At 66.2% G+C, this 22,381-nt stretch carries 20 protein-coding genes; 12 read left to right on the top strand and 8 right to left on the bottom strand.

The window, feature by feature from the left end:
• Positions 1 to 395, bottom strand: a 395-nt coding sequence (locus J0H39_04470; protein ID MBN9495990.1) for a filamentous hemagglutinin N-terminal domain-containing protein, incomplete at its 3' end; no start/stop codon positions are given.
• A gap of 124 nt (positions 396 to 519) precedes the next feature.
• Positions 520 to 2,103: a ShlB/FhaC/HecB family hemolysin secretion/activation protein gene (locus J0H39_04465; GenBank protein MBN9495989.1), complete on the bottom strand. Its 1,584-nt coding sequence runs from the start codon at positions 2,101 to 2,103 to the stop codon at positions 520 to 522.
• A 357-nt stretch (positions 2,104 to 2,460) separates the two neighbouring features.
• Between J0H39_04465 and J0H39_04460 the strand changes: the two genes are divergently transcribed.
• From J0H39_04460 to J0H39_04440, 5 genes are read left to right on the top strand one after another with little or no spacing between them, the layout of a single operon-like run.
• Complete coding sequence (locus tag J0H39_04460) at positions 2,461 to 2,967, top strand: hypothetical protein (protein ID MBN9495988.1); 507 nt, start codon at positions 2,461 to 2,463, stop codon at positions 2,965 to 2,967.
• A gap of 12 nt (positions 2,968 to 2,979) precedes the next feature.
• A complete protein-coding gene (locus J0H39_04455) occupies positions 2,980 to 3,498 on the top strand; it encodes a cyclic nucleotide-binding domain-containing protein (protein MBN9495987.1) in 519 nt (172 codons plus the stop codon).
• Positions 3,499 to 3,511: 13 nt separating this feature from the next.
• Positions 3,512 to 6,502 carry a CHAT domain-containing protein gene (locus J0H39_04450; GenBank protein ID MBN9495986.1) on the top strand — a complete coding sequence of 997 codons (2,991 nt, stop codon included), beginning with the start codon at positions 3,512 to 3,514 and terminating at the stop codon, positions 6,500 to 6,502.
• Between the two features lie 9 nt (positions 6,503 to 6,511).
• The gene (locus tag J0H39_04445; GenBank protein MBN9495985.1) at positions 6,512 to 7,216 is read left to right on the top strand and encodes a hypothetical protein; all 705 of its coding nucleotides are present in this window, start codon (positions 6,512 to 6,514) and stop codon (positions 7,214 to 7,216) included.
• A gap of 29 nt (positions 7,217 to 7,245) precedes the next feature.
• On the top strand, positions 7,246 to 9,246 hold the full coding sequence (locus J0H39_04440) for an adenylate/guanylate cyclase domain-containing protein (GenBank protein ID MBN9495984.1): 2,001 nt from the start codon (positions 7,246 to 7,248) through the stop codon (positions 9,244 to 9,246).
• 2 nt (positions 9,247 to 9,248) lie between these two features.
• On the opposite strand, the gene J0H39_04435 is transcribed toward J0H39_04440, so the two are convergent.
• The gene (locus tag J0H39_04435; protein MBN9495983.1) at positions 9,249 to 9,962 is read right to left on the bottom strand and encodes a helix-turn-helix transcriptional regulator; all 714 of its coding nucleotides are present in this window, start codon (positions 9,960 to 9,962) and stop codon (positions 9,249 to 9,251) included.
• Between the two features lie 84 nt (positions 9,963 to 10,046).
• On the opposite strand from J0H39_04435, the gene J0H39_04430 reads away from it, so the two are divergent.
• Positions 10,047 to 11,279 carry an MFS transporter gene (locus J0H39_04430; GenBank protein MBN9495982.1) on the top strand — a complete coding sequence of 411 codons (1,233 nt, stop codon included), beginning with the start codon at positions 10,047 to 10,049 and terminating at the stop codon, positions 11,277 to 11,279.
• Here the strand turns inward: J0H39_04430 and J0H39_04425 are convergent.
• Genes J0H39_04425 through J0H39_04410 form a run of 4 tightly spaced genes read right to left on the bottom strand, consistent with a single transcriptional unit; the run spans position 11,251 to position 16,230 of the window.
• Positions 11,251 to 12,939, bottom strand: a complete 1,689-nt coding sequence (locus J0H39_04425; GenBank protein ID MBN9495981.1) for an ABC transporter permease subunit — start codon at positions 12,937 to 12,939, stop codon at positions 11,251 to 11,253. The genes J0H39_04430 and J0H39_04425 overlap by 29 nt on opposite strands.
• Positions 12,940 to 12,984: 45 nt before the next feature.
• Entirely contained in the window at positions 12,985 to 14,022 is a 1,038-nt protein-coding gene (locus J0H39_04420; GenBank protein ID MBN9495980.1) for an ABC transporter substrate-binding protein, read from the bottom strand.
• Positions 14,019 to 15,083 carry an ABC transporter ATP-binding protein gene (locus tag J0H39_04415; protein ID MBN9495979.1) on the bottom strand — a complete coding sequence of 355 codons (1,065 nt, stop codon included), beginning with the start codon at positions 15,081 to 15,083 and terminating at the stop codon, positions 14,019 to 14,021. The genes J0H39_04420 and J0H39_04415 overlap by 4 nt, the downstream gene beginning before the upstream one ends.
• Before the next feature lie 37 nt (positions 15,084 to 15,120).
• On the bottom strand, positions 15,121 to 16,230 hold the full coding sequence (locus J0H39_04410; protein ID MBN9495978.1) for a mandelate racemase/muconate lactonizing enzyme family protein: 1,110 nt from the start codon (positions 16,228 to 16,230) through the stop codon (positions 15,121 to 15,123).
• Positions 16,231 to 16,316: 86 nt separating this feature from the next.
• On the opposite strand from J0H39_04410, the gene J0H39_04405 reads away from it, so the two are divergent.
• From J0H39_04405 to J0H39_04395, 3 genes are all read left to right on the top strand, one after another.
• Positions 16,317 to 17,318: a sialic acid TRAP transporter substrate-binding protein SiaP gene (locus J0H39_04405; GenBank protein ID MBN9495977.1), complete on the top strand. Its 1,002-nt coding sequence runs from the start codon at positions 16,317 to 16,319 to the stop codon at positions 17,316 to 17,318.
• An 83-nt stretch (positions 17,319 to 17,401) separates the two neighbouring features.
• Positions 17,402 to 17,965, top strand: a complete 564-nt coding sequence (locus tag J0H39_04400; GenBank protein ID MBN9495976.1) for a TRAP transporter small permease — start codon at positions 17,402 to 17,404, stop codon at positions 17,963 to 17,965.
• A complete protein-coding gene (locus J0H39_04395; GenBank protein ID MBN9495975.1) occupies positions 17,962 to 19,239 on the top strand; it encodes a TRAP transporter large permease in 1,278 nt (425 codons plus the stop codon). Before J0H39_04400 ends, J0H39_04395 begins: the two co-directional genes overlap by 4 nt.
• On the opposite strand, the gene J0H39_04390 is transcribed toward J0H39_04395, so the two are convergent.
• Complete coding sequence (locus J0H39_04390) at positions 19,230 to 19,910, bottom strand: response regulator transcription factor (GenBank protein MBN9495974.1); 681 nt, start codon at positions 19,908 to 19,910, stop codon at positions 19,230 to 19,232. The genes J0H39_04395 and J0H39_04390 overlap by 10 nt on opposite strands.
• Before the next feature lie 110 nt (positions 19,911 to 20,020).
• Between J0H39_04390 and J0H39_04385 the strand changes: the two genes are divergently transcribed.
• The 3 genes from J0H39_04385 to J0H39_04375 are packed head-to-tail and all read left to right on the top strand — an operon-like array spanning position 20,021 to position 22,381.
• Positions 20,021 to 21,733 (top strand): PAS-domain containing protein, encoded by a 1,713-nt coding sequence (locus J0H39_04385; protein MBN9495973.1) that lies wholly within the window; start codon positions 20,021 to 20,023, stop codon positions 21,731 to 21,733.
• Entirely contained in the window at positions 21,730 to 22,122 is a 393-nt protein-coding gene (locus J0H39_04380; GenBank protein MBN9495972.1) for a response regulator, read from the top strand. The genes J0H39_04385 and J0H39_04380 overlap by 4 nt, the downstream gene beginning before the upstream one ends.
• Positions 22,115 to 22,381, top strand: coding sequence for an Hpt domain-containing protein (locus J0H39_04375; protein MBN9495971.1), 267 nt, complete (start codon positions 22,115 to 22,117; stop codon positions 22,379 to 22,381). The genes J0H39_04380 and J0H39_04375 overlap by 8 nt, the downstream gene beginning before the upstream one ends.

Here is a 22,381-nt window from a genome sequence, read left to right as displayed (position 1 = left end):
ATCACGACCCGGCCATTGGCCTGGATCGAGCCGAAGATCATCGACGGGTCGGGGCCGATGACGCGGTTCAGCGCCAGCGAACTGCTATCCGGCTGGATGAAGCGGACGATATTGCCCGCCCCGATCGAGAAGCTCTGCCAGTCGATCGATAGCGTCGAACTGTTCTGGTTGATGGTGAGCTGGTTGGCACTCGTCTGCGAAATCGTGCCCGAGCCGCCGACCACATTGCCGCCGGTCGGCAGCGCCTGCGACTTGGCTTGATCGGCGGGCAGCACCGCGAAGGGCAGACCCAGTGCCGCCGCCCCCAAACCCCAGCGACGGAAACGCCCCCAGCGCGCGCGGCGGCGATAAGCCGCGCGGCGTTCGGGACCGTTGATCTCGCGCGGGGAGCGCATCTACCAAAACACCAGATTCTGTACGGGATATCCGCAATGAATGCGGATCCTCAAGAACAGAAAGTTTAATAGTAGAGGGGTCGGTTTGACTAGCGCTCAGTTGCCGTCTGATACAAAAGACACGTTAAAAGCGTGCCGATACGTCCATCAGAAGGCGCCACGGATGCTCGCCTTCGGCTTGGCCCGGTGGCCGGGTCAGCGGCTTGGCCAGCTCCAACCCGCCGGAGATCCAGCTATCCGGCTGAACGCGCACGCCGAACCCCGCGGACGACAAAAATTGCGTCTGCGAGGCGCCGCCCGTCCGGCGGTTCCAGGCCCAGCCCGCGTCATAAAAGACGTATGGCTGCCAGCCATCGCCCGCCAGGTCGCCGTAACGCAGATCGACGCCCTGGCCGAAGGCATTGCGCCCGGTGATTTCCGACGGGTCGTAGCCGCGCCCGAAGCGCGACCCGCCCAGCGCGAATTCCTCGCCCGCGAACAGCACCGACGATGTCGCCTGACCGCTGCCGACCCATTGCACGCTGAATTTTTCCGGCAGGATCTGGATGCGGCGCAGCTCCGCCGTCCATTTGTGGAAATTCGGGTTGGCCGCCGTGCGCGACAACAAATTGTTGCCTTCCTCGGTCGAGCCGATACCCAACCCCCGCGTGTATCCCAGCGACATGACCGTGGCGCCCTGCAGGAAGCCGACATGCGTATAGGTCGCGCGCATGTCGCCGGCGGTATATTGCTCGTTGGTTTGCAGCGTGGCGCCGACCAGCGTGCGCGTCGTCGCGAAGAAGATCGACGAATCGAGCGTCAGATTTTCGCGCCGCGAACGGATCACCGGATACGAAAGGCGCGGGCCCACGCGCCACGCCACCGTGTTGACGCGCAAGGATTTCAGCGTATGGCCGGGCCAGCCCCAGGAATAGGTCGTGTCCCAGCCCAAGGTCAGCCCGTCGCCGCCGATCGGCTGGCTGTAGCGCAACGCCGCTTGGCGCATCTCGCGCGTGTCGTTGGGCACCGTGGTCAGCGTCACGCCGACTTGCTCGGTAAGGCCCAAAAGACCGCTGAAAGTCGCGTCGCCCGAAAGCGACCACGGGCCTTGGAATTTCGAGCCGCGATTGCCGAGCGTGACGCCGGCGGAGACCGGCTTCTCGGCGATTTTAACGTTGAGGTCGGAAGCGCCCGGCGTGTCGCCCGGCGCCAGCGTGCCCGCCGCGACGACGCCCGACAAATCGCCCGCGAGCAGCAATCCGCGCTCGATCCATTTGACGTTGACCGGCCGCCCGTCGAACGCGCGGCGCATATAGGCGGTGATGCGCTCGCGCACCGGCTCGCTGCCGCCATCGAACACGATGCGGCCGAGGAAGCCTTCGACGATCTGGATGCGGAACGTGCCGTCGCCCACGCGTTGCGGCGGCACGAAAGCGCGCGTGAGGACGTAACCGTCGGCGCGATAGCGCGCTTCGATTTTCTCCGCCGCCTCGACGATCGAAGACAACCCTACGGTGTCGCCGATCAGCGCGCCGTAATCCTGCGCCAGCACCTCGGGCGGGTAGACCGTGCCGCCCTCGACGGCGATGCGCGTGACGGGGAAACGCAGCTCGTCCACCGCGCGGCGTTCGGGCGCGCGCGGCTGGGCGGGAATGGTGAGCTCGAGATCGGCCTGCGGGACGGGAATTTCGCGCGGGCCCAATCGCGGCTCGGCCGAGGGCGGGATCACGACCCCGGAATTTTGGGCGTACGCCGCCGTCCCCGCCACGAAAGTGGCAAGGCACGCGCCTATGATCGCCTGCCGAACCGCGTGCGACATCTTCCTTGTGCGTTTATACTGATTCGGAATGGAGGAGAATCTCCTTGTTACACAAGGAGGAATCAACCATCCTCCAAACGGCGAGGCTAATTGGGTCAATCATCGATGCGGCAATTTTTCCGGCTGTTGTCCCTGGCAACGGCAATTTTTCCAGTTTTCGCATATCCGGCGTTGAGCCAGCAACAGCCGGCCCCAGCTGCGCGCCCGGCTGCACCGGCGGCTGCGGAAGAGTTCAAGCTGACCGGGTTTCGAAGCGCCAATTTCGGCATGACCGCCGATCAAGTGCGCCAAGCGATCCGCCGCGACTTCCCCGCCGCCGTCGACAAAATTGAAACGACCGAGAACGCGGTCGAGCGGACCACGGTTTTATCGATCCAAGTCAATGATTTGCTGCCGAATACGGGACAAGGCGTCGTCGCCTATGTGATCGGCTATCGCACCAAGCAACTGGTCCAAGTCACGGTGACCTGGGGTGGTGCCATAAACCCGAGCTTCAAGCCCGAACAAGCGCTTGGCGCCGCGCGCCAGTTGCAGGGCTATTTCGCCGGCCAAGGCTATAAGCCCGATACGGTCGTCGCCAACGCCCAGCAGCGCGACGGGTCGATCATCGTTTTCGCGGGCGACGATGCCCAGCGCCGCCGCACATTGCTGGTTCTGGCGAATGTGACCGGCCAGGACGGCAAGCCGCCGGAAGGCGCGCCGGTCCTGCAATTGTCGTATATTCGCGATCCTCAGAACCCCGACGTCTTCCAAATCCGCCGGGGAGACTTTTAAACAGAACGCCCCATGCATAAGCGTACGTTCAAGAAAGGCCAGCCGATCTTCAAGGAAGGCGATCGCGGCCTTGAAGCGTTCTTGATCGAAACGGGCAAGGTCCTGATTTTGAAAAAAGGCGCCGCGGCGCCGGTGATCGTCGCCGCTTTGCCGCAAGGCTCGTTGTTCGGCGAGATGGCGATCCTGGACGGCAGCCCGCGCATGGCGACGGCCGTGGCCGGCGAAGACACGGTCTGCGTCGTCATCAACTCGATGCAGTTGCAGCAAAAAATGATGACGCTACCGCCGGATATTCTGCGGATCCTCACGGCGTTGATGGAATATGTGCGCGCGGTCGTGCCCTTCGATCAACGCACGAAAGTCGGTCAGGGCCCGGAGCCCACGCAGCGTGACCAGCAAGCGCGCATGATGTTGCCCAGCCCCCAAGTGGTCGAAGGTTTCGGCATCACCGACCCGATGATGAAGGCGCTGGTGCGCATGCTGTGCGACTATACGCGCCGGCGCTTGCCGCCCGAATTGCTCAAAGCCTGAAAGGGTTCCGAATTTGCGCGTTTCCTTGGCCGTTCTGTCGCTGATGCTGCTGGCGGGCTGTCAGGCCGCCAACACCAATGCGGGCGGCAGCAACGCGCCCAGCGTCGGGCTTTCCAGCGCCAATGAAACCTGCCGCGCGCAAACCCGCAGCGCGGGTGCCCGCACCGACACGCCGGTATGGGACGTGCTGTGCGGTGCCTCCGAGCGCCCGGTGGGCGCCGTGCATTCCGCGATCGATCTGCGCCGCGCCGAGCCTGCGCGTGCCTTCGCCGATTCGAACGCCTATCGCTCGCTGACCGCGCGCGCCAATTGCCCCGCCCCCGAAACGCTGCGCCTGCCCGATGCGGGCGACATGCTGATCGCGACCTGCGCGCTGAACGACGGCGGCTGGCCGTGGATCGCCGCCGCGTTGTCCGCCGACGGCAAGCTCGCGGTCGGCGAAGGCACGCCCGGCTCCGCACCCGCTTTCGCCGAAGGCATCGCGAACGAGCTGGGCAAGCAAGCCTTCACCGCCAATGACCGGCGCGCGTTGCTGACCGAGTTGCAGCGCCGCTTGGGTGCCGAGGCACTCGCCGCCGGGGCCGCCGCCGGGCGCTATCAGGATTTCGTCGAACTCGCGCGCGTGCAGAACAGCGTGGGCAACCATGCGGGCGCCGAGAAGGCGTATCGCCAAGCGCTCGATTTGCAGATCCGCGCGATGGGCGCCGAGCACGCGGGCATCGGCACGACGACGACGCTGCTGGCGGTCGAGATTTCCAATCAAGGCCGCGTCGAGGAAGCCGACGAGTATTTCCGCCGCGCCGAAGCCTTGGTGCTGAAGGCGACCGATCCGGGCGAATATCCGCGTTACCTCACCTATCTCGGGCTTCACGCCGCCAATCGGCGCGATTGGGGCCGCGCCCTGACGATCGCGCGCGACGCGATCGCGCGCCGGCGCGCGTTGATCGAACAAGCGGGCGGGGGCATTCCCGCCTCGCTCGACACGGCGGGCGACGCCGCGTCGATCTTCGGGTCGACCGTGTTCCTGCAAGCCGAACTCGCGCATGCGCTGATGTTCGCTTCCGCCATGGCGCAGCGCGGCGGCGATTTGGCCTCGGCCGAAACCTACGCGGTCGAAGCGCGGCGCATCGTCGAACAAACGCCGGGCCTGCCCGCGTGGTGGCGCCCGCAAGCCTGGGGCCAGCTTGGCACCGTGCTCGCCTTGCGCGGCGATTTCCGCAACGCCGAGCGTTTACTCGCCAACGCCGCCGCCGAACGCACGCGCATTTTCGGCGCGACCTGGCCCACCGCCCAGGCGCTGATGGATTTGGGCCGCGCCCAGGCCGACGAAGGCCGCTACGCCGAAGCGATCGGCAATTACCGCCAAGCCTTCGCCATCGCCGCGAACGAAACCCCGGCGCGCGCTTTGACCTTCGAACAAGTGCAGCCGTTCCTGGCCGCGGCCGAAGCGCGCGCGCGCGAAACCGCGACGGAACGCGCGGCGCTTTATGCCGAGATGTTCGCCGCCGTGCAGATGCTGCGCGACGGCACGCGCGGCCAAGCGGTCACGCGCATGACCGAACGCATCGCCGAAGGCGGCGGGCGTGCTGGCGAACTCGCGCGCCTGATCGGCGACGCGGCGCAGCGCCGCGACCGTTTGCAGATCGAGTTGGCGATCGAACCGGGGCGCCAGCGCGATGTGAAGCGCGAGACCAAAGCACGCGAGGAATTGACGCAGATTCGCGCGACGATCGCGTCGCTCGAAACCGATATGGAGCGCGAAGCGCCCGGCTATGCGCGCCTTGCCAGCGCCAAGCCGGTCGAACCGGGCCGCCTTGCCCAAGCCTTGCGCCCGGGCGAGACGCTGATCAGCTACGTCGCCGGCCCCGAAGGCGCGTACGCGTTTCTGGTCACGTCGTCGGTTTTACGCGCGGCGCGCCTCGACACCGACGACGCCAAGCTCGCCGAAGACGTCGCGAGTTTGCGTGAAGCCTTCAAGGTCACCGATCGCAGCGTGAAGCCGTTCGACTTGGCGCTGTCGCATCGCCTTTATCGCACGCTGTTGGCACCGTTCGAGGCGGAGCTGGCGCGCACCGATCAGCTTTTCGTCGTCGGCACGGGCCCGCTCGCCAGCCTGCCGTTCTCGGTGCTGACGACCGCACCGGCCGCGCCCAACGATTACGCGCGCGCCCCGTGGCTCGCGCGGCGCATGGCGATTTCCTCGCCGCCGACCGTGCGCGCCTTCCTGGATATGCGCGCCCTCGCCGCCAAGCCGTCGGCACCGCAGCCTTTGCTCGCCGTCGCCAATCCGGTTTTCGCCGGGGCGGGCGATGGGCTCGGCAAGCTCGCCGATGTTTGCCGCAGCCAAGGTTCCGTGCCCAACGCGATGATCCGCGGTCTCGCGCCGTTGCCGGAAACCGCCGACGAGGTGCGCCGCGTGGCGGCGAGCCTGCGCGCGGGGCCCGATGCGTTGCTGCTGGGGGCGGACGCCAATGCCGGCAATCTGCGCGCGCGCAATCTCGCGGATTACCGCGTGCTGTATTTCGCCACGCACGGCCTGCTGCCGGGCGAATTGCGCTGCCAGGGCCAGCCCGGTTTGGCGCTGACGCCGCCCGCCGCCGAAGCGACCGACCCCGCCGATGACGGGTTGCTGGAAGCCGCCGAAATCGCCGCGATGCGCCTGGACGCCGATCTGGTCGTGCTGTCGGCCTGCAACACGGCCGCGTCGGGCGACCGCTTGGGCGGGGAATCGCTCTCCGGTCTCGCCGAAGCCTTCTTCGCGGCGGGCGCACGCGGCCTGCTGGTCACCCATTGGCAGGTCCCCAGCATCCAGACCGTGTCGCTGACCACCGGCATGTTCGACCGGCTGGGCGGCGATTTGAAACGCGGCATCGCCCCGGCCCTGCAGGCCGCCCAGATGCGTCTGGCCGACGATCCCGCCACCGCGCACCCCTATTTCTGGGGGGCTTTCGTCCTGCAAGGCGATGGCGCTTCGCGGGATGCCAAAACCGCCCAACTGCGCTAAACTGCCACCATGCGTTTCAAACTCGCCCTGGCATTCACCGCCGCCCTGCTCTTGGCTGCCCCGCTTGCGGGCGCCAATGAATTGGTCGTGCTGGACGCCAAGGGCGTGAATCTCGCCCCCGGCGCCAAGCTCGACGGCACGGCCAAATTGACCCTCGCGGCCGGTGCGCGCCTCACGCTGGTCGCTGCCGATGGGCGTACGATCAAGCTCAAGGGCCCCTACGACGACAGCCCCGCCCCCGGTCAGGCCGAGCAGGCGAATATGGGCGACGCGCTCAAGAATTTGATGAACCAGCGCGGCTCCGGCACGGCCCAGCTCGGTGTGGTGCGCGCGGGCAGCGAAGGCGCCGACCTGCCCGAGCCTTGGGTTCTCGACGTCGCGCGCTCGGGCCCGCGCTGTTTGCCCGCCGACGCCGCCGCCGTTTTGTGGGGCCCGCGTTTCGGCGAAGCGACGGAACTTAAAATCGAGCCCGCCGATCGTTCGTGGCGCGCCAAGGGCAGCTGGCCGATCGATCAGGATCGTCTGGCGCTGCCGCCCAGCATTCCCATTTCCGACGGCACGACCTATCAGGTCGATGTCGGCGGCAACCCGGCCGCCATCGTCGTGTTCCGCATTCCCGCCGCCCTCGCCGATCCGGTCGCGCAAGCCGCCTGGATGCTCGAAAAGGGCTGCGAGGATCAGGTGCGCGCCCTCGCGCGCGTGGCGTCCCGCTAACCACCCCCCAAACCGGAAATAAAGGCGACATGGCGCTGGGTGAAAACGCGAAGCGTATCGTCGCCTCGCTGCTGATCGCGGCGTTCGCGACGATCTCGACCTACGCGGTCTTCCAGCTTTTCCCGTTCCTGGCGACCGCCGAACGCTGGACGATCGATTTCCGAATCGCGAATCTGTCGCCGCCCGAGCCGCAGCACCCGGATATCGTGCTGGCCGCGATCACGGAAGAATCGCTGGCGCAATTCCCCTATCGCTCACCCGTCGATCGCGAATTCCTGGCCAAGACGCTGCGCATTTTGGAAGCCAAGGGCGCCAAAGCGCTGCTCATCGACGTGCTCTTCGATCAGGAGACGGAGCCCGAGAAGGACGACATGTTGCGCGAGACGCTCGCGTCGCTGAAAATTCCCTTCGCGATCAGCTATTCGGACTCGCCGCTCTACGTGACCGAAGAGCAGCTCGAATATCTCAACGATTTCGTGAAGCCGGAATGGCGGGGCCTCGCCGATATCGAGCCCGATATCCGCGACGGCATCATCCGTTTCATTCCGCCCGCGCGCGACTTGAAGGAAGGCATCAACGTGCCCAACGTCGCGGCGCGCGTCGCCGAGCGTTTGGGCGTGACGATCCCGCGCGACCAGCGCCGCATCGCCTGGCGCGGCGAGCCGGATATGGAAACGCCGCCGTTCCGCTCCTTCCCCAGTCACGCCGCCGCGTTGCTGCCCGACGCGTGGTTCAAGGACAAGATCGTGCTGGTGGGGGCCGATCTGTCGCTGACCGACCGCTATCGCACGCCGTTTTCGATCGGCCGCGATCGCGGCGACAACCGCATGGCCGGGGTGATCATCCAAGCGCATATCCTGGCGCAGATGCTGGAAGGCCGCGTATCGGCCGAAGACCGGCTGTTCTGGCCGCTGGTGACGACGCTGGCGATCATGGCTTTGATCGGTGCGAGCCTCGGCAATACCGGCGTGCCGATCTGGGCGCGTCTTGCCGGCGGGGTCTTCGCCATCGTGGCGCTTTGGGCCGTGGGCTGGTCGCTGTTCATCGGCAATTATCCCTTCGCCGATTGGGTCGAAGCGTGGCTCGGCGGCAAGTCGATCATCATTCCGCTGACCGAGCCGATCGTCGCTTTGGGCCTCGCCATGTGGCTCAACGACGCGTGGTCGGGACGCGCCGAACGCCAGCAGAAGAAATTCGTCGAAGGCGTGTTCAGCAAATACGTCTCGGGCGAGCTGCTCAAGGAGATCGTCAAGGACCCGAGCTTGCTCGAGCTCAGCGCCAGCCGCCGGCCGATGTCGCTGCTGTTCACCGATGTCGCGGGCTTCACCACGCTTTCCGAAAAGATCACGCCGCAACACCTCGCCGATCTGCTCAACCGCTATCTCGACGGCGCCTGCAAGGAGCTATGGAAATACGGCGGCACGGTCAACCAGTTCACCGGCGACGCGATCTACGCGATGTACAACGCGCCGCGTGCGCAGCCCGACCATCCGCGCATGGCGCTGATGTCGGCGCTGGACATCGACGCGTTCTCCGAGCGCTTCCGCGCCGAGGAGCGCGCGAAGGGCGTGGATTTCGGCGTGACGCGCATCGGCGTGCACACGGCCGAGGCGAATGTGGGGAACTTCGGCTCGACCGAGCGTTTCGAGTTCAAGGCGCTGGGCGATGCGGTCAACACCGCCTCGCGCCTCGAAGGCCTCAACAAGTATTTCGGGACGCGCATCCTGGTCACGCAGCAGACCAAGGATTTCTGCGACGACATCCCGTTCCGCAAAGTCGGCGGCGTGATCGTGAAGGGCAAGACCGAGCCCATTCACGTCTACGAACCGCTGTCGCCCGAACGCGCCAACGACGCGCAGACGCAAAGCTACAACGCCGCCTATGCGCTGATGCGCGACAAGAGCCCCGACGCCCTCGCGGCATTCGAGAAACATTGCGCGGACTTTCCCGAGGACAGCCTTGCGCAATACCATGTCGAACGTCTGCGCGAAGGCGAGAACGGCGACATCTTCGCGATGGCGGAGAAGTAAACCTAAGCCTTCAAACGCCAGGGGCGCGACTCGGTGCCGCGCACCACGCCGAACAGTTTGTCGAACGCGGCCACACCCGATGGTGTGACGCTGAGCACGCGGCTGTCGCGCGACCGGCGCACCCAGCCTTGATCCAGGCAATGGCGGCAGAGTGCGGCTCCCAAACGCCCGGCGAGATGGGAGCGACGCTCGCTCCAGTCGAGGCACGGGCGGCAAGTCAATAGCGACGCATCCGGAGCTTCGACGCCCAATCGCGCGAAGAACGCCGCGCCCGATTCCGTCACCTGCGCGGATTCGTCGTCGAGCACGACATGGCCGCATTCGACCAGCGAATCCGCCAGCGCCACACCCAAGCGCCCGGCGATATGGTCGTAGCAGGTGCGCGCGGCGCGCAAATTCGCGTCGCGCGGGCCGGTGCGCAAAGCCGAAGCACCGCGCGATTCCGCCGCGACCTTCATCAGGCTTTCGAGCATTTCGGCGATGCGCGACGACGCCAGCCGATGATAGCGATGCCGCCCCTGCGCGCGGATCGTCACCAGCCCCGCTTTGGCGAGCTTCGCCAAATGCCCACTAGCGGTCTGCGGCGCGACATTGGCCGCGCGCGCGAGTTCGCCCGACGTCAGCGCGCGCCCGTCCATCAATTCGAGCAGCATCGCCGCACGCGCGGGGTCCCCGGCGAGCGATGCGATTTCGGCCACGGAAGCGATGGTTACCATGCGCCCAATCTAGCACGCGCGTGCCCGCGATAGTTCGGCGGCGGCCGTAACATCGCGGGCGTCGGCCGGGCGATGAACGCGCCCATGAAAACGATCTTCTATGGCTGGCGCGTCGTCGCCGGCGCTTTCGTCGTCGCACTATTCGGCTGGGGCATCGGCTTCTATGCGCCGTCGGTTTATCTGCAAGCGACGATCGACAAGCATGGCTGGCCGATCGGCCTCGTCTCCGCCGCCATCACGTTTCATTTCGCGCTGGGGGCGCTGGCGGTCGCGCAACTGCCGCGTTTGCACAAGCGCTTTGGCGTCGCGCGCGTGACGCTGGCCGGGGCCGTATCGCTCGCCATCGGCGTGATCGCCTGGGCGCATGCGGAAGTACCCTGGCATGTTTTCGCCGCAGCGACCCTCACGGGTATCGGCTGGGTCGCGATGGGGGCGGCGGGCGTCAACGCCATCGTGTCGCCGTGGTTCGAACGGCGCCGGCCGGCGGCTTTGTCCACCGCTTATAACGGGGCAAGCGTGGGCGGCACGTTGTTCACGCCGATTTGGGTCGCCGCCATCGCCGCCTTCGGTTTCGCCGCCGCGTCGATCGGAATCGGGATCGCCATGGTCGCGATCATCGCGGTCCTGGCCGCGACGGTGCTGCGCGCCACACCCGAAGCGATGGGGTTGCGCCCGGACGGCGACGACGCGGCGCAGGCGGCACAAGCCGCCCAGCGGACCGCGCCCGCGCGCATCGAAAGCTTCCGCCAGGACCGCGCTTTCGTGACCCTCGCCGCCGGCATGGCGCTGGGCCTGTTCGCGCAGATTGGGCTTATCGCGCATCTATATTCGCTGCTCGTCCCCGCCTTGGGCCCGCGGATCGCGGCTTACGCCGCCGCATTGTCGACCGTTTGCGCCATTCTGGGCCGCACGGCGATGGGCTGGCTGATGACGCCCGGCACCGATCGGCGTGTCGCGGCCGCCGCGAATTACGCGATGCAGTGCTTGGGCTGCGTTGCGTTCCTGCTGGCGGGCACGGACGGAATCGTCTGGTTGTTCGCGGGCGTGATGCTGGTGGGTTTGGGCATCGGCAACACCACGTCGCTGCCGCCGCTGATCGCGCAGATGGAGTTCGCGAAGGCCGATGTTCCCAAGGCCGTGGCGCTTTCGGTCGCGATCGGCCAAGGGACTTATGCGTTCGCGCCCTTCGCCTTCGGCCTGCTGCGCGAGACGAGTGCCGCATGGAGCGTGTTCGCCGTCGCCATCGCGATCTATCTGATCGCGGCTGGCTGCTATCTTGCCGGACGCGCTAGCGCGCCCAAACGCGGTCGAGCTTGACGAAGCGGTTGACGATCGCCAGCAGCGCCACCGTGCCGACGATGGTGAGCGCCGAGATCGCATGCACCGTCGGCTCCAGGCTGAACGACGCTTCGGCATAGATGCGCACCGGCAGCGTCTGCATGCGCGCGGTCGTCAGGAACGACGTCACCGTCACCTCGCCGAACGAGATGAGGAAGGCGAGAATGCCCGCGACCGCGAGGCCGGGGGCGAGATTGGGCAGGATGGTCGTCACGAAGACGAGACCGCGCGTCGCACCCAGCGACGACGCCGCTTCCTCCAAGCTGCGGTCGAGTTGCAGCACCGAGGTGCGCAACATCGAGATGCAGAACGGCAGAATTACGACCACATGCACCATCACCAAGCCCCAGAAAGGCGGGATGGCGATGAACCATTGCAGCAGGCGCAGCATGCCCACCGCGATGGCGACATGCGGCAGCGCCAAAGGCAGCATCCAAAACGCGGCGACGGCCCCCTTGCCCGGAAACTCCGCGCGCACCAGCGCGAACGCCGCCGGCAGAGCGAGCGTCAACGCGATCAGCATCGAGATCAGCGCGAGTTCCAGCGAATTCCGCGCGTCGCGCAGATAGGTCGAGGCGTCAAACGCCGCCGCGTACCATTTGAACGTGAAGGCGCGGAACCCCGCGACGCTCGCTTGCGGCACGTCGTTGAACGACTGCACGACCACCAGCGTCAGCGGGAAGATCAGCAGGAAGATCGCGAGGCCGAGCAATACGCGCGCGACGATCCCGCCCGCCGCATCGCCCAGCGCCACCAGCCTGCGCGCAAGTTCCGGCGGCAATTCGAAAGCGAACGGCTTCGCCCCCGCCTTTTGCAGCCACGGCGTGAGCACACGCACGACGCGTTCGGCCAGCACCGCGAAAGCGATGCCCCAGACGAGCATGATCACCGCCATCGCGGCGGCGGTCGGCGCGTTGAGATTGGTCAGCGCTTCCTGCCACACGATCATGCCGGCGACCCAAACCTTCTTGCCGCCCAGAATGGTCGCCGAAACATAGGCCGTCGAGGCGAGCAGGAAGACGATGGTGAGCCCGGCGCGCAAACCCGGCAGCGACAAGGGCAGCGTGACCGCGAAGAAGCGCCGGATGCGCGAAGCGCCCAACGACGCGGCCGCTTCGTCCAAGCGCTTGTCGGCCTGCACGAGGGAGTCGTACAGCGCCAGCACCATGAACGGCAGAAAGACCTGCGTGAGTGCCAAGCCCACCGCAAAATGCGTGAACAGCCAGCCTTGCGGGCGGCCGAGGCCGAGCGGCGACAGCAGCCCGTTCACCAACCCGTCGGGGGCGAGCAGCAGCACGATGCCGAGCGAACGCACGACCACGTTGGTCAGCAGCGGGATCAACACGATAGCAAAGGCGTAAGGCCGCCATTGGGCGGGCAGGCGCGCGAGCCACAAAGCGAGCGGATAGCCGAGCGTGGCGGCGGCGAGCGTCACGCCCAAGCCCAGCAGGATCGTGCTTGCGATCGTCTCGATATAGTAGCTGTCGCCCAGGATCGCCGCGAACTGCGCGAGGCTGGGCATCAACGAAATGGGCGCGAACGGATCGGGCGATTCCTGTACCGCCAGCAGCAGCACGATCGCCATCGGGGCCGCGAAAGCGACCAGCAACCACAAAGTGGCCGGGACGGCGAGCGCCATCCCGGCCAGTGTTTGACGAACCGTGTTCACGTCGTGCGGGTCGAATCAGCCCGCGATTTCGCGGTTGAAGCGCGACGTCCACGCCGCCTGCTGCGCGATCACGTGGTCCCAATCGAAGTCGACCAGCTTGTTCACGTCGGCCCCCAGCACCAGCTTGGGCGCCAGATCGGCCGGGATGTTCAAGCCCGATACGGTCGGCGAATAATAGATGTCGCGCGCGTATTGCATCTGGCAGGCTTCCGACAGATGCAGGTCGATGAACGCTTCGACCAGCGCCTGATTCTTGGTGCCGACCGTCGGGCAGGCGACGTTGGTCGCGATGACTTGGCCTTCGACCGGATTGGCAATGGCGATGTTCGGGTTGCGGCTTTCGGCGTAGGAGCGCGTGAAGGAGCCGAACTCGATCGAGATGTCCGCGACACCCTGATCGAACATCGTATAGAGCTGGTCCTGGCTGCCTTGGATCGCGGCGAAGGGCTTCAGCTCGCGGATTTTCGCGAAGCCGGGATCGATCGCGCGTTCGGAGCCGCCGAACAGCTTGGCGACCATCAGCAGCGCCGCGGTCCCTTGGGCGCCGGGATAAGACGGCCACGCGATGCGGCCCTTCCATTCCGGCTTCCACAAATCCTTCCACGACGTCACTTCGCCCTTGCGCTTGTCGTAGACGACCGTGACCGGATTGAACGCGACGCCATAGCCGCCGAGCTTGGCGGATTCGTACAGGTTCTTGGCGTTGGGCACGCGGTCGATCGCCGGGGCTTGCGTGACGCCGTCGCGCACCGCCTGACGGCTTTCGAAGATGTTGAGATAGATGAGATCGAACGAGGGCCGGCCGCGTTCCTGATAGGCGCGCGCGCGGCGTTCCGGCGTGCCGCCGAGAACGTAGTTGATCTTGACGCCGTATTTCTCCTCCAGCGGACGCACGATGTGCTGGCGGGTGATGCGTTCCTGCGCGCCGCCCCAAATGCCGACGACGAGCTCGTCGCCGCGGCGGATCTGCGCGACGGCGTTGAGCCCGAAAATCGCGGGCGAGGCGAGCGTGGCGCCGGCCGAGGCGGCCAACAATCGACGACGGGAAATCATGCGGAGACTCCTTCGTTAGGGGAAGACGAAATCCAGGCGATCGCGTCGTCGTCGCCGGCGAGGAAACATTCTTCGCCGGGGGCGGGGATCGCCTCGCTCGAGGGGCGGATGACACGAATGGAAGCACCCGCCGCGTCGATTTCCAGATCGTGGAAATCGCCGAGATACGCGACATCGCGCACGATCCCGCGCGCCAGGAACCGCCCCGCGCCCAAGGCGCGGCTCACGCGCAAACGCGCGGCGCGCAGCACGATCAATTCGGCGTCTTCGGGCGTGTCGGGCCCGACCGCGCAGCGCGCGCCATCGGGCAACGCGAACAAACCGCCCGCGCGCGCGCCCTTGATCACGGTGCGCGCCCCCAGGAATTCGGCGGTGAAGCGATGCCGGGGCGCGTCGCACAAAGCTTGCGGATCGGCGACTTCGACCAAGCGGCCGTGATCCATCACGGCGATGCGATCGGACATGGCGAGCGCTTCGGCCTGATCGTGGGTGACGAACACCGTGGTGATCGACAAGCGGCGCTGAAGGCTGCGGATTTCGTTGCGCATCTCGGCGCGCAAGGCGGCGTCGAGATTCGACAAGGGTTCGTCGAGCAACAGCACGTCCGGTTCGATCACCAGCGCGCGCGCCAACGCCACGCGCTGCTGCTGGCCGCCGGAAAGCTGTGCGGGGTAGCGTTCGGCCAAATGCGCCAAGCCGACAAGTTCCAGCGCCGCTTTCACGCGGGACGCGCGATCGGGCTTGTTCACGAAACGCATGCGCAGGCCGAAGCCGACATTGTCCGCGACGGTCAGATGCGGGAACAGCGCGTAGTTCTGGAAGACGTAGCCGATATTGCGCCGATGGGGCGCCGCGTTCTGGATTTCCCGCCCGCCCACACGGATAGCGCCGGAAACGGGTGTGACGAACCCGGCGATCATCCGCAGCGTGGTGGTCTTCCCGCAGCCCGACGGCCCCAGGATGGAGAGCAACTCGCCCTTCCCGGCGGTCAGCGTCAGGTCGTTGACGACCGGCGTTTTCCCGTATTGGGCGCAGACATTGGCGATTTCAAGAAACGGCATTCGCACGAACCTCGTCGAACGCCTTTTACAGCAATCGCTATGCCAGTACAGCCAAAGACCCCAGAATCGTGCGCGCTTCGACGGACGCCCAATCCCATTCGATCCCCAGACCGGGGGAATTCGACGCCTGGGCCATGCCGTCGACGATTTTGACCCGGCTGGCGGCGATCTGGTCGAGCTGCGGAATGTATTCAAGCCATAGGGAATTCGGCACCGCGCAGCACAAGGCGAGATGCAGCTCCATCAGGAAATGCGGGGCCACGTTCACGTTCGCGCATTCGGCCATATGCGCGACTTTGAGCCACGGCGTGATCCCGCCGATGCGCGCCACGTCGACCTGCACCAGACCGCAAGCGTTGCGCTTCAAGTATTCGGCGAAATGGCCGGGCGAATAAAGCGACTCCCCCACCGCGATCGGCAGGCTGGTCCCGGCCTGCAGGCGGACATGCCCGTCGATATCGTCGGCCGGCAACGGTTCTTCGAACCAATCCAGATCGACGCGTTCGTAAAGTTTCGCGCGGCGCAACGCCTCGGCGGCGGTGAAGCGCTGATTGGCGTCGACCATCAGCGCGAAGCCGCGACCCGTCGCCTCGCGCACCGCTTGGAGGCGCTCCAGATCCTCGCCGCCGGTCGGCTTGCCGACTTTGACCTTGGCGCCCTTGAAGCCTTCTTTCTTCGCCTTGACCGCTTCGGCGACGAGCATCTCGATCGAATGATGCAGCCAGCCGCCTTCGGTCGTGTAGACGGGGATCGCGTCCTTCGCCCCGCCCGCTTCGACATGCAAAGGCCGGCCGGCCTTGCGGCAGCGCAAATCCCACAACGCCGTGTCGATCGCGGCCATCGCGAGCGCGGTGATCGCCCCCACCGTCGTCGCATGGGTGTGGAACAACATGCGGTTCCACAACCGCTCGACGAACGCCGCGTCCTTGCCCAGCAGGAACGGCCCCAAATGATCGCGCAGCAACGCGACGACCGACGAGCCGCCCGTCCCGATCGTGTAGCTGTAGCCGGTCCCGACCGCGCCGTCGGCGTCCCAGATGCGGACGATCGGCGTTTCCTGGCGCACGAAGCTTTGAATGGCGTCGGTGCGCACGACGGGCGGCATGAGATCGACCTGACGTATCTCCACGCGCACAATTTTCGCCATTTCATTCCTCCCGATTTTCCGGTTACATTAACCGCACAATTGCGGATCGGGAACGCCCGACCGCGCAAAAACAGGGGGTTACGCATATGGTGGTCGCGAAAATTTCTCGCGCGGCGGGCGCTTTGGCGCTGGCGGCGTTGATGTTCGGGCCGGGCGCCGCGGACGCGCAGCAGCGCCTGAAATGGGCCCATGTCTACGAAACGAACGAGCCCTATCACACCGAAGCGGTGTGGGCCGCGCAGGAAATCCAGCGACGGACCAATAACCGCTACGCGATCGACGTCCACGCCGCGTCGGCGCTGGGCAACGAGCAGCAGATCAATCAGGCCCTGCCGCTGGGCACGATCGACATCATCTATACGGGTGCCGCCTTCGCCGGCGCGTCGTTCCCGCCGATCGCGATTTCCAACGCGCCCTATATGTTCCGCGATTTCGACCATTGGAAAGCCTACGCGGAATCGCCGTTGTTCCAGGAATTGTCGAAGGGCTACAACGACAAAACCCGCAATCAGATCGTCGCGTTCACCTATTACGGCGCGCGCCACACGACCGCCAACAAGGCGATCAATACGCCCGCCGACATGCGCGCGATGAAGCTGCGCGTGCCCCAGGCGCCGCTCTATCTGATGTACGCCAAAGCCGTGGGCGCCAACGCCACGCCGATCGCCTTCGCGGAAGTGTATCTCGCGTTGCAGAACAAGACGGTCGACGGCCAGGAAAATCCGCTGCCGACGATCCAGGCGAAGAAATTCTACGAAGTGCAGACCCATATCAACCTGACGAGCCACATCTTCGAATCGCTCGTCACGGTGATCGGCCCGCCGACCTGGAACCGCCTGTCGGCCGACGACAAGAAAACGTTCGAAGCCGTGCTGAAGGAAGCCGCCGGCCGCGCGACCACGGCGATCCGCACGGCCGAGCTGCAACTGCCCGAATGGTTCAAGCAGCAGGGCAAAACGGTCGTGACGCCCAACACCGCCGCCTTCATCGAAGCCGCCAAGCCGCTGCATAACGACGCGTCGGCGGGTGCGGGCTGGACGAAGGACCATTACGACCGGCTCCAGGCGCTCGGCCGCCGCGGGAGCTGAAATTTCGACACGATCGAGGGCGGGGGCCCAGCCGTTGCGGGCCCCCGTTTCGTTTTAGACGTATCGCCGGGAGCATTCCGCACGTGAGCAACGCCAATAACGGGCCCGATCTGGGCGATCCCACGATCGGCAATTCGGACGAGATTCCCGTCGATCTGCGCGACTACGGCCCCGAGGATTGGGCGGCCTTCGCGCTGTTTTGGGCGCTGGCGTTCGTGGTGTTCCTCCAGTTCTTCACGCGCTACGTGCTGAACGATTCGCTCGCCTGGACCGAGGAGATCGCGCGCTATCTGCTGATGACCGTGACCTTCGTCGGCGGCGGCATGGCGGTGCGCAAAGTCACCCACATCCATGTCGAGTTCCTTTACGTCTACATGCCGCGCGCCGTCGCGCGCGCCGCGTCGATGCTGGTGGAGGCGATCCGCATCGGGTTCTTCGCCTACGCGACCTATCTTTCGTGGTTCGTGACCCAGATCATGCTGAACCAGCGCATGGTGGTGATCGACATCCCCATGGCCTGGGTTTACGCGCCCTGCATGATCGGCCTCGCCATCATGACCTTGCGTTCCATACAAGTCGCCCTGCGCCATTGGCGCGAAGGCGACAGCCCGCTCACCCGCGTCAGCGTCGAAGGCCGCCACCAATGATCGCCGCCCTGCTCCTTTCCTTCGTCTTTCTGCTGTGCGTGGGCGTGCCGGTCGCGATCGCGCTGGGCGGCGCGTCGCTGCTCTATGTCGTGCTCGAAGGGACGACGCCGCATCTGGTCGTCATCTACCGCATGATGGCGGGCGTGGATTCCTTCCCGCTGCTGGCGATCCCGTTCTTCATCATGGCGGGCTCGCTGATGAATTCGGCGGGAATCACCGAACGCATCTACGATTTCGCACTGGCGCTGGTCGGCTGGCTGAAAGGCGGCTTGGGCCATGTCAACGTCGTCGGCTCGGTCATCTTCGCGGGCATGTCGGGCACGGCGGTCGCTGATGCGGGCGGGCTCGGCAATATCGAGATCCGCGCGATGCGCGATCACGGCTACGACGTCGATTTCGCCGTCGGCATCACGGGGGCTTCGTCCACCGTCGGGCCGATCATCCCGCCGTCGCTGCCGCTGGTCATCTACGGCGTCATGGCCAACGCGTCGATCGGGCAGTTGTTCGCCGCCGGCCTGCTGCCGGGCCTGTTCATGGCCGCGACGATGATGGCGATGGTCGCGTGGTACGCGCATGTGCGCGGCTTCAACGCCGACGCGGTGTTCTCGTGGGCCGTGCTCGGCCACACGTTCAAGCGCGCGATCCTGCCGCTGCTGACGCCCGTGCTGCTGATCGGCGGCATGACGACGGGCGTGTTCACGCCGACCGAAGCGGCGATCGCCGCCACCGCCTACGCGCTGTTCCTGGGTATGGTCGTCTATCGCACGCTGACCTGGCGCGGCTTGATCCGCGTCTCGATGGAGACGATCGAGACGACCGCGATCGTGCTGCTGATCGTCGCGGGCGCGTCGATCTTCGGCTACATCATCACCACCACGCGCGTGACCGACGAGATCGCGACGATGGTCCTGTCGGTGACGAGCGAACCGTGGGCGGTGCTGCTGCTGGTCAACATCTTCCTGCTGGTGATCGGCTGCTTCATGGAGACGATCGCCGCGATCACAATTCTGGTGCCGGTGCTGCTGCCGCTGATGGAAAAGATCGGCGTCGATCCCGTGCATTTCGGCATCATCATGGTGCTGAACCTGATGATCGGGCTGCTGACGCCGCCGGTCGGGATGGTGCTCTACATCCTGGCGCGCGTGGCGAATATCAGCTTCGAACGCACGACCAAGGCTTGCGCGCCGTTCCTGATCCCGCTGGTGATTTCGCTGCTGGTGGTGACCTATTGGCCGGAAATGGTGCTGTTCCTGCCCAATTATTTCTATCGCTGAGGTTTGAGCGCCAGCTTGTAGCCAAGACCGCGCTGCGTTTCGATGCCGCAATCCGCACCGGCTTCGGTCAGGCGTTTGCGCAAGGCCGAGACATAGACCTCGATCGCGTTGGACGCGATTTCATCGCCGAAGCCGTACAGCGCGTCTTCGAGCTGGGCGCGGCTGACGATCTGGCCGGGGCGGCGCGCCAATGCGCCGAGCACGCCCAATTCGCGCCGCGTGAGTTTGAGATCCTTGCCGTCGACCTTGGCAACCTGGCCTTCGACATCGACCGCCAGATTGCCGAGGCCCAGCGTGGCGCCCGCCAAGGCGGCGGGCCGGCGAAGCAGCGCTTGAATGCGCGCGACCAGTTCCTCCATGTCGAACGGCTTGGCGAGGTAGTCGTCCGCGCCCGCCTTCAATCCGGCGACGCGCTGATCGGCGCGGCCGCGCGCCGACAGGATCAAGACCGGAAATTGACGCTTGGCGCGCCGCAGCTCGGCGAGGAAATTCAAACCGTCGCCGTCGGGCAGGCCCAGATCGAGCACGAGCGCGTCATAAGCGACGCCCGCCAGCGCCGCGCGCGCGGCTTCCACATCGCCCGCCGTATCGGCGGCGTAACCCGCCCGGCGGAGTTGGGCACGGGCCAGATCGGCCACATCTTCGTCGTCATCGACAATCAGGATGCGCATGACGGACGATTCTATAGCACGATTCGTGCAATGTTTACTGGGCTTTGGGTCCGATCCGCCCCGCCCGGCGGTTCCAACCGGACCGGAAACGCTCTAGGCTTGCCTCCGGAATGTTCAATCCGCGCAAATGGCTCGGCGATCGCAGCGCCGCCCTGACCCTGGCGGCTCTGGCCCTGCCCGGCCTGGCGGCTTTGTGGATCGGGGTCGAGATCCATCGCGAAACGCGCGCGGCGGCGGAGGCCGCACGGGCCGGGTTCGTGCGGCTGGCGGCGGTCGAGGATCTGCAAGGCCGTATCCAGGCCGCGGCGCTGACCATGCGCGACGGGTTGAGCGATCCGGGGCCGCGCGCTTGGGACCGCTTCGACGACGCCGTCGCGCGGCTGCAAGTGGCGATGCAGAACCTGCGCGACTTGACCCGCCCCGGCGATCCGCCGGTGGAACCGCTGGCGCAGATGATCGTGCGCGGGATCGAAGTCTGGCGCGAGTTCCGCGAACTCGACCGCCTCGGCCGTACCCAAGAAGCGCTGGATCGGATCGCGCAGCCCGATTACCGCGTCAACGGTAGTCGGGTCGTCGACGCCGTGCGGCAGCTGATCGCGGACGAGCGCGCCGCCGCGATCGGCCGTCAAAACGAGCACGAAATCCATATCGATCGGAAACTGATCTGGCTGGCGATTTCGGGGGCGGTACTCGCCTGTCTTCTCGTTCTCGCGTTGCGGATGAACGCGCGCGACGCGGAGAAACGCGCGGCGGACGCGCAGCGCTGGCGCCTGGCGCTCGACACCATGAGCGACGGCTTGATCTATTACGACGAGAACGGCGTGCTGGCGATGTCCAACCCGCGCGTCGGCGCGATGTTCCCGCAAATCGCCGACGTCTTCGTGCCCGGCACGCGGTTCGACGAGGTGCTGCGCCGCGCGCACGCGGCCGGCATTCTGAACGATCCGGCCGGGATCGACGCGCATATAAAACGCCGCCGCGAAGAGCGCCGCATGGCGACGCAACGCCGCGAATTGGCGCTGACCGACGGGCGCACGATTCTGATTCGCGAGGCGAACACGCCGGAAGGCGGCCGCCTGCTGGTGCTGTCGGACGTGACGGCCGAGAAATCCGCCGACCGCGCGAAAGCCGATTTCGTTTCGACCGTCAGCCACGAATTGCGCACGCCGCTCACCTCCATTTCCGGCGCGCTGGCGCTGGTGGGGGCCGGAACGGCCGGCGACATGGCGCCCAAGGCGCGCCAATTGGTCGATATCGCCAACCGCAACGCCGAGCGACTCGCCCGCCTCGTCGACGATCTTCTCCAGGTCCAGCGTCTGGAAGCGCCGATCGACGATCTCAAACTCGTCCCCGTCCCGCTCGACGCGCTGCTCGACCGCGCGGCGCGCGAAATCGGCCCGATGGCGTTGAAGCGCGGCGTGCATGTGGCGCGCACCGGCCACGTGCCGGGCGAAGCGCTTGTGTGGGGCGACGAGCATCGCCTGATCCAGGTGCTGCACAATCTTCTGTCCAACGCGGTGAAGTTCTCGCCGGCGGGCGAGCGCGTGGAACTCGCCGCGCGGCGCGGCGGCGACCATTGGCGCATCGCCGTATCCGATCGCGGGCCCGGCATTCCGCCCGCCTTCCGGGGCCAAGTCTTCCAGCGTTTCGCCCAAGCCGATAGCGGCGACACGCGTGCGCGCGGCGGCACGGGGCTGGGCTTGTCGATCGCCAAGGCGATCGTCGATAAACTGGGCGGGCGCATTTCGTTCGAAACCGAAATGGGGACGGGCACGACCTTCACGATCGAGTTGTCGACCGCCGAAGCGGAGAGATCGGCATGAGCAAAGCGCCCTTGCGGAAAGTGATGCTGGTCGAGGATGACCCGGATATCCGCGAGATCGCGGAGATGGCGCTGGGCACGGTCGGCGGGTTCGAGGTGATGGCCTGCGCGTCGGGCGGCGAAGCCTTGCGCAGGGTCGACGCCTTCGCGCCGCAGCTCGCGGTCATCGACGTGATGATGCCCGCGATGGACGGCCCCACGCTGTTCGCGAGTTTGCGCGCACGCCCCACGACCGCGAAATTGCCCATCGTGTTCATGACCGCGAAGGTCCAGCCCGAGGAGATCGTGCGCTGGCACGCGCTGGGGGCGGCCGACGTGGTCGCCAAACCCTTCGATCCGCTGGCGCTGGCCGACCGTTTGCGCGCGATCTGGGCCAAGCTGGATGTCTGACGCCGAGGATCCCGTCGCCGCGGCGATCGCGCGCTTCCGCCAGCGTTACCCCGCGCGCATCGACGAGATCGAGGCCGCGTGGAAAGCCGGCGACAACAAGGCCGCCGAAACCGCGTCGCATCGTTTGAAGGGTGCTGGCGGCACGTTCGGCATGGCCGAAGCGAGTGCGATCGCCTATCGGCTGGAATGCGCTTTCGCGGAAAATCGGCTCGACGCGGTCGCCGCCGATATCGCGGCGTTGCGCGAATTGGGGAAGTAA

This window comes from Alphaproteobacteria bacterium, assembly GCA_017308135.1.
In the GTDB taxonomy this organism is placed as follows: Bacteria; Pseudomonadota; Alphaproteobacteria; order CACIAM-22H2; family CACIAM-22H2; genus Tagaea.
This window is presented reverse-complemented; position numbering and strand designations above follow the sequence as displayed.

Bases quoted from the DNA above. Each gene is read 5' to 3' on its own strand.
- J0H39_04460 (MBN9495988.1), top strand. From the start codon at position 2,461: ATGACCGCCGATCAAGTGCGCCAAGCGATCCGCCGCGACTTCCCCGCC.
- J0H39_04455 (MBN9495987.1), top strand. From the start codon at position 2,980: ATGCATAAGCGTACGTTCAAGAAAGGCCAGCCGATCTTCAAGGAAGGC.
- J0H39_04445 (MBN9495985.1), top strand. From the start codon at position 6,512: ATGCGTTTCAAACTCGCCCTGGCATTCACCGCCGCCCTGCTCTTGGCT.
- J0H39_04440 (MBN9495984.1), top strand. From the start codon at position 7,246: ATGGCGCTGGGTGAAAACGCGAAGCGTATCGTCGCCTCGCTGCTGATC.
- J0H39_04435 (MBN9495983.1), bottom strand. From the start codon at position 9,962: ATGGTAACCATCGCTTCCGTGGCCGAAATCGCATCGCTCGCCGGGGAC.
- J0H39_04430 (MBN9495982.1), top strand. From the start codon at position 10,047: ATGAAAACGATCTTCTATGGCTGGCGCGTCGTCGCCGGCGCTTTCGTC.
- J0H39_04425 (MBN9495981.1), bottom strand. From the start codon at position 12,939: ATGGCGCTCGCCGTCCCGGCCACTTTGTGGTTGCTGGTCGCTTTCGCG.
- J0H39_04420 (MBN9495980.1), bottom strand. From the start codon at position 14,022: ATGATTTCCCGTCGTCGATTGTTGGCCGCCTCGGCCGGCGCCACGCTC.
- J0H39_04415 (MBN9495979.1), bottom strand. From the start codon at position 15,083: ATGCCGTTTCTTGAAATCGCCAATGTCTGCGCCCAATACGGGAAAACG.
- J0H39_04410 (MBN9495978.1), bottom strand. From the start codon at position 16,230: ATGGCGAAAATTGTGCGCGTGGAGATACGTCAGGTCGATCTCATGCCG.
- J0H39_04405 (MBN9495977.1), top strand. From the start codon at position 16,317: ATGGTGGTCGCGAAAATTTCTCGCGCGGCGGGCGCTTTGGCGCTGGCG.
- J0H39_04395 (MBN9495975.1), top strand. From the start codon at position 17,962: ATGATCGCCGCCCTGCTCCTTTCCTTCGTCTTTCTGCTGTGCGTGGGC.
- J0H39_04390 (MBN9495974.1), bottom strand. From the start codon at position 19,910: ATGCGCATCCTGATTGTCGATGACGACGAAGATGTGGCCGATCTGGCC.
- J0H39_04385 (MBN9495973.1), top strand. From the start codon at position 20,021: ATGTTCAATCCGCGCAAATGGCTCGGCGATCGCAGCGCCGCCCTGACC.
- J0H39_04380 (MBN9495972.1), top strand. From the start codon at position 21,730: ATGAGCAAAGCGCCCTTGCGGAAAGTGATGCTGGTCGAGGATGACCCG.
- J0H39_04375 (MBN9495971.1), top strand. From the start codon at position 22,115: ATGTCTGACGCCGAGGATCCCGTCGCCGCGGCGATCGCGCGCTTCCGC.